This is a genomic window from Agriterribacter sp. (assembly GCF_035497235.1).
Lineage (GTDB): Bacteria > Bacteroidota > Bacteroidia > Chitinophagales > Chitinophagaceae > Agriterribacter.
Genome location: NZ_DATJEB010000036.1, coordinates 31,519 through 43,876 on the forward strand (window position 1 = coordinate 31,519; position 12,358 = coordinate 43,876).

At 43.2% G+C, this 12,358-nt stretch carries 8 protein-coding genes; 4 read left to right on the forward strand and 4 right to left on the reverse strand.

Features of this window, described 5'->3' with window-relative positions:
- Positions 1-107: 107 nt before the first annotated feature.
- The 3 genes from VL121_RS11670 to VL121_RS11680 all read left to right on the forward strand — a co-directional run bounded on the left by VL121_RS11670 (position 108) and on the right by VL121_RS11680 (position 6,435).
- A complete protein-coding gene (locus VL121_RS11670; protein ID WP_325405429.1) occupies positions 108-3,701 on the forward strand; it encodes a PKD domain-containing protein in 3,594 nt (1,197 codons plus the stop codon).
- A 182-nt stretch (positions 3,702-3,883) separates the two neighbouring features.
- The gene (locus VL121_RS11675) at positions 3,884-4,264 is read left to right on the forward strand and encodes a hypothetical protein (RefSeq protein WP_325405431.1); all 381 of its coding nucleotides are present in this window, start codon (positions 3,884-3,886) and stop codon (positions 4,262-4,264) included.
- 29 nt (positions 4,265-4,293) lie between these two features.
- Positions 4,294-6,435 (forward strand): elongation factor G, encoded by a 2,142-nt coding sequence (locus tag VL121_RS11680; protein ID WP_325405433.1) that lies wholly within the window; start codon positions 4,294-4,296, stop codon positions 6,433-6,435.
- Positions 6,436-6,469: 34 nt separating this feature from the next.
- Here the strand turns inward: VL121_RS11680 and VL121_RS11685 are convergent, their stop codons facing one another.
- Positions 6,470-8,815 (reverse strand): N-acetylmuramoyl-L-alanine amidase, encoded by a 2,346-nt coding sequence (locus VL121_RS11685; protein WP_325405435.1) that lies wholly within the window; start codon positions 8,813-8,815, stop codon positions 6,470-6,472.
- 33 nt (positions 8,816-8,848) lie between these two features.
- Positions 8,849-9,220: a BlaI/MecI/CopY family transcriptional regulator gene (locus VL121_RS11690; protein ID WP_325405437.1), complete on the reverse strand. Its 372-nt coding sequence runs from the start codon at positions 9,218-9,220 to the stop codon at positions 8,849-8,851.
- A gap of 182 nt (positions 9,221-9,402) precedes the next feature.
- Between VL121_RS11690 and VL121_RS11695 the strand changes: the two genes are divergently transcribed.
- Positions 9,403-10,089 (forward strand): cell division ATP-binding protein FtsE, encoded by a 687-nt coding sequence (locus VL121_RS11695; RefSeq protein ID WP_325405440.1) that lies wholly within the window; start codon positions 9,403-9,405, stop codon positions 10,087-10,089.
- Positions 10,090-10,191: 102 nt separating this feature from the next.
- On the opposite strand, the gene VL121_RS11700 is transcribed toward VL121_RS11695, so the two are convergent.
- Together VL121_RS11700 and VL121_RS11705 are read right to left on the reverse strand one after the other, a co-directional pair.
- On the reverse strand, positions 10,192-11,274 hold the full coding sequence (locus tag VL121_RS11700) for a dipeptidase (protein WP_325405442.1): 1,083 nt from the start codon (positions 11,272-11,274) through the stop codon (positions 10,192-10,194).
- Positions 11,275-11,323: 49 nt separating this feature from the next.
- Entirely contained in the window at positions 11,324-12,343 is a 1,020-nt protein-coding gene (locus VL121_RS11705; protein WP_325405445.1) for a 3-hydroxyacyl-CoA dehydrogenase family protein, read from the reverse strand.
- Between the last annotated feature and the right edge of the window lie 15 nt (positions 12,344-12,358).

Below are 12,358 nucleotides of genomic sequence, written 5' to 3' on the forward strand. Positions count from 1 at the left end.
GCTTTCTATGTTTTTTTTTTAAGGGCATGGTTTGCAACAATTTAAAAATATATTATACGTTATTACCCCTGTTGTCTATATCCTCGATTAACTAAGAATGATTTCCTATGAAGAGAGTTATACTGTTTGTATCTCTGCTGCTATTGACATATGTCAATTCAAATGCAGGAAATACCCCGGCAGGGGAGCCATCCGCTTTAACAGCGGATTTTTCGGCTTCTGTAACTTCAGGATGTGCGCCTTTGGTAGTGCAGTTTACCAGCACATCTACCAATAACCCGGGTGATCCTATTGTAAGCTATACCTGGAATTTTGGAGATGGTACCATTATTACTACGCCCAATGCAAATCCATCACATACCTATACAACAACAGATCCATTTAAATCATTTACCGTTACCCTTACTGTTAATTCACAAAGTGGAGGTACTCATTCAACCTCCAAAGCAGACTATATAACCGCTTATGAAAAACCTGTGTTTAGTCTGGGAAATGATACCGCAATTTGTGGTTCCGGCTCCTTATGTTTTATTTTGCCCTCTTACGACAGTTATGCATGGAGTCAGGGAACAGCTACAACACCTTATGGCTGTTTAAATTACAGCACAGGAACGAATATACTATGGGCAGAGGCAACCAGTGGTACCTGCACTGTAAGGGATACTATGATAGTGACCGGTATCACAGGATTAACCGGAAAGTTTGGATATGAGATAATTAATACTTGCGGAACGGTGGATGTACAGTTTTATGATAGTGCTGTTTCCTGCGATCCCAGTTTCCCGCCAGATTACTGGGAGTGGATAATGGATGATGATTGGGATAACGGTAAATATGGGGAACAAAATCCTACCTATTCCTTTACAACAGGTGGATTCCATAAAGTGTCTTATTACGTCCAGAATGGTCTTGGCGAAATAGCTGTAAAAGATTCAACTATTATCCTTCCCAATCCAACACCGGGCCCCGCTCCTGTAAATCTGGGACCAGACAAAAATATTTGCATGGGTAGCAGTGTACAGTTGGATGCCGGACAGGAACCGGGCGCTACTTATGTTTGGTCACCTGCCACAGGTTTGAGCAACACATCGGTATATAACCCTGTTGCCAGTCCATCAGTAGCCACCACATACACTGTTATTAAATCCAAATGTGGTGTTGACGCTGCACCGGCCAGTGTAACCGTAAATGTAAATCCTCCCTTCGTTGTAGACCTGGGACCCGATCAAAGCATGTGCCCTGGCGGAAGCTTAACACTGGATGCAGGAGTAACCGGCGCTACCTATCAATGGAGCAGTACCTATAGCCCGGCATACGCAACTATGACAAGCAAAACGGTGATTGCCTTAGGCGCAGGCACCTATGGTGTAACCGTTACCAAAAACGGCTGCACAGTAAACGATAATATTGTTATTACCGCGAAGCCGGCAGTTGACCCTATGTTTACTTATGCACAAACCGGTTTCTGCAGTACACTTTCGGTAGATTTTACCGATGCCTCTATACCCTGCAGCGGCAGCATAACTAATTTTGTATGGAATTTTGGTGATGGAACTCCCGTTGTCAGCGGCTATAACCCGGCATTATCGCATACCTATTCTACTACCGGTACAAAACATGTTAGCTTAACTGTAACTACCAGTGGTGGCGTTTCGCAAACATATGAGCAGGATATTGTTGTTACAGGCGGTACACCACCTGTGATCAACCTTGGACCTGCCGCAGCCATCTGTGCCGGCAGCACCATTACCCTTGATGCAGGAAACCCCGGTGCCACCTATAGCTGGAGCCCGGGCGGACAAACTACCCAGACCATTACAGTTGGTACAGCCGGAAACTATAGCGTTACCGTAACCAAAGACGGTTGTACAGGTACCGGTTCAAAAACCGTTACCGTAAATACTTCAGGATTGGTTGTTAATTTAGGTCCGGACATAGAGAGGTGCGCCATTGGTCTGCCAACAAAATTAGATGCAGGCATCACAGGCGCCAGCTATCTATGGGGCAGCAATCCCTATGTGCCTACTGTTGCTAATAAAACCACAAAAACAGTACAGACATTAACGGCAGGAAAGTTTTGGGTAACTGTAACCAAAGACGGATGTTCAGTAACCGACACGATTATGGTTATTGAAAAGCCAAAAGTTTCGCCTAAGTTTACTTTTACGCAAACGGGTTCATGCAGTCCAATTAAAGTAAACTTTACCGATGCTACAGAAGCGTGCAGCAGTATAAGCAACTACGAATGGAATTTTGGTGATGCTTCACCGGTATTGAGCGGATATAACCCTAACCCGGAACACGATTATGATCAGCCGGGACCCTATAAAGTAACATTAACAGTTTCAATCAGCGGGGAATCTAAAACATACGAAGAAAACATCATCGTAACAGGAACCGGAATACCGGTTAACCTTGGAAATGATACTACCATTTGCGCGGGCAGTACGATCGCGCTTGATGCCGGAGACCACCCAGGTGCAACATACGAATGGGCACCCAACGGTGAAACCACGCGAAGCATTACGGTTGATAAAGCTGATACCTATATTGTTACCGTAACCAAAGATGGTTGCAGAACGATAGATGCAATAAACGTAACAGTAGTTCCGGCGCTTACGGTTAACCTGGGTAATGATACCACTATCTGTCCGGGTAACCCGGTAATATTAGATGCCGGTAACCCAGGCGCTACGTATCTATGGAGCACGGGAGAAACCACCCGAAGCATTTCGGCAACCAATGCAGGCACATACAGCGTTACTGTGAACAAGGGTACATGCAGCGGCAGCGGATCAATGCAGGTGAACATTAACACAACACTTCCGGTGTCATTAGGTAACGATACTACCATTTGCGCAGGCAGCAGCATTACGCTTGACGCAGGCTATCCCGGCGCAACCTATGCATGGAATACAAGTGCTACTTCACAAGCTATTACAGTAACGGATGCCGGAATATATAAGGTTACGGTAACCAATAGCGGCTGCGCAGGCAAAGCTGAAATTGAAGTATCGCTGATGGCGGCAGCAACGCCGGTGAATCTTGGAAATGACACCACCATCTGCTTTGGAAACGCGGTTGTATTAGATGCGGGCAACCCTGGCGCTACCTATGTATGGAGTACAGGGGAAACAGCACAAATTATATACCCCATGGTATCTGGTACTTACAGTGTGGACGTAACACGTTGCGCGGTAACCGTGCGTGATGAAATTTACCTGGCAATAACTAACCTGCCCTTGCCTTCTGTTACTCAATCAGGAAATGAACTGATCGCTTCCGAAGCGGATACCTACCAATGGTATAAGAATGGCATGTTGATTCCGGGAGCCATAGCCAAAAAATACAAGCCGAGAGGGTATGGCAAGTACAAAGTGGTTGTTACCAGCACCAGTACAGGATGTAGTGGCGAATCCGGTGCGTATTTCTTTGTGCCGGAAGGACACACGTATATTGGAGATATTAAGGTTAAAATATCACCAAACCCTGGCAATGGGCTGGCCAAGCTGATCTTCTCTAAAATACCTCCCAAACCTATAAAAGTAACGGTATATGACAGGGTGGGAAGAAGAATACTGGTTACTACAATGATCAATACCGTAAATGACATTAACCTTGTTGCCTATGCGAAAGGAGAATATTTTGTAGAATGCGTTTTAGATGATAAAAGAATTATTATACCTTTAATAACCCAGTAAAATCTTTTCTGGAAGTTGATAGACAACCCCGCCATCCGGAGCAGTTATATATTGCACGGATGGTTTTTTTATGCACAAAAGCCGTTTTATATTTATATTTTTTAGTACTTTTAAAGTGTACGATCCGATCCCATTGGCTAAAGCGCAATTCATCCACTTCTTCACTTTAAAATTGTACGCCCATGGTTACCACAGACGTTCCACAGCTCCAGGAAGAATATAATACCTGGAGGGAGGTATTACGTTCACAGCGCGAAGAGTTTACCCGCATGAAAAATGAGTTGCAGCAGGCAGCAGCACACATTACCAGTAAAGACGCACTTAAAGATGTTGAGCATTATGAGAACCAGTTCGACATTCAGCTTGCCAACATCCATGACCTGAAGCAGTCTATCAAATTTCTCAACAAAATGCCCGTTCTTCAGCCCGTTTCCGGCAATAGTGCATTGCCGGAATTCATCACCTCCGGTTACGAAAAATTAGCGGCCGAATATCAGCATCTGCGGCAAACGCTGCACGAGATCAAAAATGATTTTAAGCAATTCCTGGTAAACTACAGCTGATATGTTATTCACCTTAAAACACGATTGCCATGGCTGCCGAATTCGACACTTCTCATGTAAAGAACATTGTGCTCCTCGGGCATGCCGGCTCCGGTAAAACAACGCTTGCCGAATGTTTTCTTTTTGAAGCCGGTTTAAGCTCCCGCCGCGGAACAATTGCCGAGAAGAATACAGTAGGAGATTACCACGAGCTGGAACAGGAAAGGGGCAATACCATCTTCTCCAAGTTAATGCACACTAAATGGCGCGGGTACAAGATCAATATTATTGACACGCCCGGCTATGACGATTTTGCGGGAGAAGTCCTCTCCGCACTTCGTGTGGCCGATACCGGTATTATGCTGTTAAACGCCGCTATGGGAGTGGAAGTAAGCACTGAAGTATTATGGCAGTATACCGAACAGTTTAAAACACCAATGATTTTCGCCGTAAATCACCTCGATGATGAGAAAGCGGATTTTGATAATACGGTAAAAGAAGCAAAACATCATTTTGGCAGTAATGTAACAGTAATCCAGTACCCGCTGCAACAGGGAGAAGGCTTTCATGGCATTATAGATGTACTGCGCATGACGATGTATGTATTTAAAGATGCAGGGGGTAAGCCAGAAAAGTTGGCCATCCCTCCGGAAGAAAAGGAGAAAGCCGATCTATTGCATAAAGAACTGATAGAAGCCGTTGCCGGCAATGATGAAACATTGATGGAAAAATATTTTGAGAAAGGAGAATTAGATGAAGATGAGATCAAAACTGGTATGAAGAAGGCCATGATCAATCACGATCTCTTTCCCCTGTTTTGTCTTTCGGCAGAGCGCAATATGGGAAGCGGACGCCTGATGGGTTTTATTGATAATGTTTGTCCCAGCGCCAATGAAATGCCGCCGCAGATTTCTGTGAGGGGAGAAGATATTGCCTGTGATGCCTCCAAACCGGTTTGTGCCTTTATTTATAAGGCGATATCAGAACCCCATGTTGGGGAACTGTCTTTTATGAAAGTATTTTCAGGTACGCTTAAATCAGGCATGGATCTTATTAATGAAACTACCGGCGTATCTGAAAAGCTGAACCAGTTGTTTGTGATGGAAGGTAATAAACGGATCAATGTTAGTGAGCTGAGCGCCGGCGATATAGGGGCTACGCTGAAATTAAAAAATACGCATGTTAATAATACATTGCATGACCGGAATGTAAACTATGCATTACAACCCATTGAATTTCCTGCACCTAATATGAGTATCGCGGTACGAACAGTAAAAAAGGGAGAAGAAGAAAAACTGTCGACCGCTTTACACCAGTTAAGGGAAGAAGATCCAACGCTTATTGTTAAGGTTTCGTCCGAATTAAAGCAAACGATTATTTACTGCCAGGGAGATATGCACCTTGCAGTTATTAAATGGAAGCTACAGCATCAGCATAAGGTAGACGTTGCGTTTGAAGCGCCGGGAATCCCTTACCGGGAAACGATAAGAACTGCCGCAGAAGCTGTTTACCGGCACAAAAAGCAATCGGGAGGGGCAGGGCAGTTTGGAGAAGTGCATATGCGTATAGAACCCTGGTATGAAGGCATGCCCGAGCCAGCCGGGTTGAATGTAAGGGGAAGAGATACGCAGCAGCTTCCCTGGGGCGGTAAGCTGGTTTTTTACAACTGTATTGTAGGTGGTGCTATTGACCAGCGCTTTTTACCTTCCATACTAAAAGGCGTAATGGAAAAAATGCAGGAAGGACCGCTAACAGGCGCTTACGTAAGAGATATCAGGGTTTCGGTATTCGATGGCAGGATGCACCCGGTTGACAGCAATGATATTTCTTTTAAAATAGCAGGCCTGATGGCTTTTAAAAACGCGTTTCAACTGGCGGCGCCGCAACTGCTGGAACCCATTTACAAGGTAGACGTATTATGCCCGGAAGAGATAACAGGTGCCGTTATGGGCGATTTGCAAACCCGCCGGGCCCTGGTAGAAGGTATAGATGCGGAAAAAAATTTTACAAGAGTAATTGCTAAAGTGCCGTTGGCCGAAATGAACGACTATTCTTCTTCACTACGGTCAATAACACAGGGCAGGGCTAAGTTTAAAATGCAGTTTCACGAATATACGCCTGTGCCTTTTGAATTACAGCGAAAGCTAACGGAACAATATAATAAAACAGCTAAGGAAGAAATGGTGGGATGAGGACGCTGTCTTTCTTAGCATTAACTGAATTATATTATTCACCTGCAAGCTGAAAAGTAACTGGTTGCCTGCGATACGCTTTTACCTTATGCCCGTTCTGCATGGCAGGTATCCATTTGGGGCCGCTTTCTACGGCACGCATTGCCACTTCAGAAAGTTTTGATCCTTTCATGGTTAAAGCTTCAACTCCGGAAATAGTTCCATTTATATCTACAATAAATTGTACCACGCAGGTTCCTGTTTTTTTCTCTTTCTGCAGCGCTTCAGTATCTTTGTTAATTGCACTGGAAATATATTTTACCCATGCTGCATCACCTCCCGGAAATGTAGCTTCCACTTCTACTTTTTGAAATATTTTACCACCTGATTGCGGGGGATTTATCAAGGCACCAGGTTTATCTTTCATCGTAATTTTAAGTACACCATTTTTCCCCTTTTTTCCATATTTAGCTTCAGCGCTTTCTCCTTTTAATACATCAATGCTGTAGATTTCATCTGGAACTATCATTTTTATGCTATCTCCGGAAATTTCTACTTCGTTAACAAAATATAAAACAGAATCACGGGAAATTGCAAAATTAGTAGCAGAGCCTACAGGAACTTCAACCAAATCGTTTTTGGCAACAGGAACAACGCCCCGTTTAATCGCTTCTGCTTTTGTTATTTTTTCAGCCTTATTGTTTTTATAAATAATAATAACCTGGTTATCCTTTGTAATATCAACCGATTTAATGTTTGCAGGAAGCGTGTCTATAGCAGTCTTCAAATCTTTTTTTATGGAAATATTACTATTTAAAACAACGATATTGTTTTCCTGCTTTGGCGGATAAGTATGCATAGAAGATCGGTATTCTTTTTGCAAGGCAACTATTTCATCTTCTTTTGCTTTCGCAAATTGCTCAATCGCATTCAAAATATCTCTTGCAATTTTTTCCTGATTCGCTTCATTTGTAATGAAAGCCAGATCATTTTGGTTACTCATATAGCCACATTCAATGAGTAATGAGGGATAATTAACAGTGGGCGCATCCAAAACCCAGATACCTTTTCCTGTCCTTTGTTTAATTTGTGGAGCCACGCCATAGTTCTTTTCTATTTCATTGGCAACCAGGCTTCCCAATAACTGCGCCTGGTTGGTATAATCTGTTTGGTTTTTTGAGAGATATATTTCAAATCCGGAAGTAGCCGGATCACTCCATTTAGGGTTTGCCCAGCCTACGTGAAATGAAATAAACAAATCGGGTTTTTGCTTCACTGCAAAGTCAACCTTATCACGCACTGGTTGTGTAATATCCCTGTCTCTGGTAAGAATTATCTTAACATCCTTATTGGTATTCAGTGATTTTATTTTCTTCGTAAGGGAAAGTGTAATATCCTTTTCACGAATCCCTTCTATGCTAATGGCTCCGCCGTCTTCTCCGCCGTGTCCGGCATCTATTACTACTGTAATTGTTTTTTCCAATGGCAGGGATGCTGTTTCATTACTGCCCGGTAACAGTTGTTTCGTTTTAATACTGAAGGCTGCAAAAATAAAAGCAAGCAGGGGCAGGGCCAGTATGCGGCCAATATAACTGATACGTGGATTTTGCAATTGTGTTAACATACGTAAACGTCTTTTTATGGATGAAGAAAAAAAACTGCTTGTGAGTCCGAATGCCTGCTGCGGATAAGCGGCATGTAGTATCATAGCGGCAAAAGCAGCGGTATCCTTATCTTCTATAGCCTTGCTGTCGGCTATAAATTCGTGTATCATATTCATTTCCCGCCGCATAAGCCAGAAAAAGGGATTGCACCAGAAAAAAATGAGCACTATATTCATAAACAGCCGGTCGGCGCTGTGCCTTTCCGTTACATGCACCATTTCATGTGTAAATATTTTTTTCCCCGCATCCGAGTGCATATCAATATTCCGGTTCCAGAAAATATAGCGAAAGAAAGAAAATGGCGTACCCTTTGCATCTGTTTGTACCACATTAATTTGATGTATCTTTTGTAAGGGATTGCGTTTTGCCAGGCGGTTTAATTTCACTAAGGCATGGCACAGCGCTATTATCAAAGCAAACGACACAACCATATATAGCATCATCGCCACTGCTTCCCCACTGAGATGGAAGCTACCGTTGCGGCTTACTTCATGCACATATTCGTCACCGGTAGTTACTACATTTAATAAGCGTATGATTTGTCCGTCATTTTCGGCAGCGCTGCGCCAGATATTTATTTTGATTAGCGGAAAGCTCAGGCTGATAACCACTGCGCTCAGCAGGTAAAACCGGTTCCAGCGGTGAAATATCTTATTGTGCAGGGCAAGGCGGTAATAGCCATATAAAATTCCTGAGCAAATAATAACTTTTAAGATGTAGTATGCTATCGCAAGCATAGGTTTTGAAGTTTATGGTGTATGGTATAGTGTTTATTTTCCCTGCTTCTTCAGCTCTTTCAGCAGGTGTTCCAGGTCTTCCACGCTCAGGTTGTTTTCTTTCACCATAAAAGAAACCACATTACTGAACGATCCTTCAAAATAGCCTTTAACCATATTTTTGATCGTGCTTTTAGAATAGGCTTCTTTGCTAACTAAAGGATAATACAGGTGCATGCGCCCATACAACTCAATCCCTGCAAATTCCTTCTCCACCAGTATCTTTAATATGGTTGCTACTGTATTCTGATGCGGTTTCGGCTGCGGAATGACATCTATGATCTCGCGCAGAAACGCTTTTTCCAGTTTCCATAACACCTGCATGATCTGCTCTTCCGCTTTTGTAAGATTTTTAACTGCACTCATAATTTTAAAATCTGAAATTATTTTTAATACCGGGAGCAAAGATAAACTAATTATTTAGTTTAACAACTATTTTTTTAGTTTAATACAAAAAAAATTAATTCTTACCTTAGTTCTTAGCGTAAAGAATGCGTTCTTTGCAAAAATGCAGTAAACGGTAACTTTTATTTTTTGAGGATTGTATTATGGCAGAAACTATTTTAGAGCTGGAACACGCGAATATCTACCAGGGAAACTCGCTTATTTTACAGGACGTAAACATTTGTATAAACAAAGGAGAATTTGTTTACCTGGTGGGTAAAACGGGCTCCGGTAAATCGAGCCTGTTGAAAACATTGTACGGCGATTTAAAGCTGAAAGAAGGAGAGGGGAGCGTGGTTGGATATAAGTTAAGGGACATGGATTGGAAAAAAATACCTTTTTTAAGAAGAAACCTGGGTATTGTATTCCAGGATTTTCAATTGCTCACCGACCGTAATGTACACGATAACCTGAAATTTGTATTACGCGCTACAGGATGGAAAGACGAAAAGCTTATTGAAGAAAAAATTAACGATGTGCTGGATAAAGTGGGTTTAAAAACAAAAGGCTTTAAATTTCCTTTTGAACTGTCCGGCGGTGAACAACAGCGGGTAGATGTGGCCCGCGCTTTGCTGAATTCCCCCAAGCTTATATTAGCCGATGAACCCACGGGAAATCTTGATCCCGAAACTTCAGACGAAATCATGCAACTGCTCTTTCATATTTCTAAAGACTATGGCGCAGCTATTGTTATGGCCACCCATGACTACAGGGTCATAAGCAAATTTCCGGCAAGAACCATGCGTACCGAAAGAGGTAAGGTGATAGATAATACGGCGATTACTTTATAAGCAGGGTACCAAGTTGCAGGTTCCAAGTTACAGGGTGCAAGGTTGTGCGGAAATGATGATAAGCATTGGATATTTTTAATCTCAAATCATAAATTTCAAATCTCAAATTCCCGCTCCCCATGCTTTTTGCAGAAAGCGCAACCAGTTTTTGTAGAAGATGTTTTCTATATCCTGCTCCGAATACCCACGTTTTGTTAGCAATGCCTTTAGTAATTGAAGGTCGGCAATTGTATCCATATCATACGGTGATTGTTCCTGTCCAAACATGCCATCTAAGTCGCTTCCAATAGCAATATGATCCGTATTGCCGGCAAGCTGGCAAATATGATCGTAGTGATCTATCAATACATCAAGCGTAATATTTTCTGTTTGGGGGTCATTTTTTCCTCTCACCCATCCGGGTTTCAGCATCCATGCATCCAGTACGCCGCCAATTACGGCATTTCTGTCAACCAGTATTTTTATTTGCTCATCGGTAAGCTGCCGCTGGTAGGGAACCAGTGCCCTGCAATTATGATGACTTGCCCATACCGGTCCCTTATACAGCTCAACCGCCTGCACAAAAGCCTCATCGGTTAAATGCGTTACATCGAGGATCATATTCAGCTTGTCCATTTCTTTAACCAGCTCTACACCGGCCCTGGTCAGCGGTCCTTCCATGCCGGTGCCGGGAGCATAACGCCCCGGGCCGTAATGTGCGGGGCCAAGCGCTCTTAACCCGTATTGATATGATCTTTCGAGGTAGGAAAGATTAACTAATGAATCAGCCCCTTCCAGGCTTAAAATATAGCCCACCGGTTTGGTATGGTCGGGTATCGCAGTATCATTCCATAGTTGAATATGTTTTTCCAACCCGCCCGCATTGGTAATCTGTATCATTTCACCACCGTCTTCCATAGCTTTATACCATGCCCTTTGACCCTGTGTTTGCGCCCAGGCCTGTTCGGGAGAGTGCCATCCGGGTAATGCGCTGTTTACCTCTACAAACCTTGCGATCATGGTAGCCACTACCAAACCAATTCTGCCGCTTCGTAATTCGGGAAGGGATACCATTCCTTTACCACGGTCAGGTTTGTCCGTCATATTTTTTTCGCGCTGCCGTATAGTGGCAACGGGTTGTTTCAAATCCCTGTTCCATTCCAGGGCATTCATAGAAAGATCAAGGTGGGCGTCTATGATAAACATATATATGGTTTTAAAGAGTGGTAAGTAGTAAGTGGTGAGTAGTGAGTGGTTAAGTTTTAAGCCCTGTATTTTTCTTTTGAAGTGTTTTTAGTTTTTTTTTCACCACGTCTTCCGGGTATTTTAAAGCAAGTTTCCTAATATCATAACTGAAAGCGGTAAACGTTTCTTCCCAAAGTTTTGCTTCTTCAGGAGTATAGGAGTGAAACCCATGCGCATTGGCAACGCCTTTTCCACCGCTTTTTACAATATCGTCAATAAGCTTTGGAACCTCCGTGCTATTATTTAAAGTAGGGAACAGGTCTTTCATTACGGTATGGTAAGCAGGCACACCGGTAAGATCCATCCATCGAAAAACACCTACTAAGGTCATCCAGTAGCCTGCATTATTCCGGCAGGCCCGGTCTACATCTTCTACTGTAGCATAACCCTGCTCTACCAGCGATATGGCCTCTCGGTACATAGCATACATGATCCGGTTGGTAATGAATCCACGGATATCTTTACGCACCAATGTGGGCTCTTTACCCCATAAGTGAGACAGTTCATATAAATATTCGCCTTTGGTTATATCGCTTTCATTACCGCATATCACTTCTAAGAACCGGGTGGTGTGCGATGGTTCGGCCCAGTGCAAACCAAAGAATCTTGAAGGATGGGAGGTTTGCTGCTGCAGTATACTTATGGGAATAGCCGATGTATTACTGGCCAGTAAAGCATTCTTATCAATAACCGCTTCAATTTTGCCGTATACAATCTTCTTTATATCCAGGCTCTCCAGCGTACATTCAATTGCCAATGCGCAGCCTTCTAATGAAGCATAGTCTTCGGTTATTATAAGACGCTGCAAGTAAAAATCCGGCGCGTTGGTAACCAGCTTCTCCCTGTGCGACCTCTGCAGGTGTTTTGTAATACGCTTAAGCGCAAACTTCAGATCAATGGGAAGGGGCGCTACCGCCACCACAGGGTGCCCGGCCATAAGCAGGCAGGTGGCTATGCTGCATCCCATTAACCCCAGGCCTACTACGCCAATTTTGATTTCAGCAGCATTTAGTTGTGTATCTCTCATCATGTGTTTTTAAAAGCA

Bases quoted from the DNA above. Each gene is read 5' to 3' on its own strand.
- VL121_RS11670 (WP_325405429.1), top strand. From the start codon at position 108: ATGAAGAGAGTTATACTGTTTGTATCTCTGCTGCTATTGACATATGTC.
- VL121_RS11675 (WP_325405431.1), top strand. From the start codon at position 3,884: ATGGTTACCACAGACGTTCCACAGCTCCAGGAAGAATATAATACCTGG.
- VL121_RS11680 (WP_325405433.1), top strand. From the start codon at position 4,294: ATGGCTGCCGAATTCGACACTTCTCATGTAAAGAACATTGTGCTCCTC.
- VL121_RS11685 (WP_325405435.1), bottom strand. From the start codon at position 8,815: ATGCTTGCGATAGCATACTACATCTTAAAAGTTATTATTTGCTCAGGA.
- VL121_RS11690 (WP_325405437.1), bottom strand. From the start codon at position 9,220: ATGAGTGCAGTTAAAAATCTTACAAAAGCGGAAGAGCAGATCATGCAG.
- VL121_RS11695 (WP_325405440.1), top strand. From the start codon at position 9,403: ATGGCAGAAACTATTTTAGAGCTGGAACACGCGAATATCTACCAGGGA.
- VL121_RS11700 (WP_325405442.1), bottom strand. From the start codon at position 11,274: ATGTTTATCATAGACGCCCACCTTGATCTTTCTATGAATGCCCTGGAA.
- VL121_RS11705 (WP_325405445.1), bottom strand. From the start codon at position 12,343: ATGATGAGAGATACACAACTAAATGCTGCTGAAATCAAAATTGGCGTA.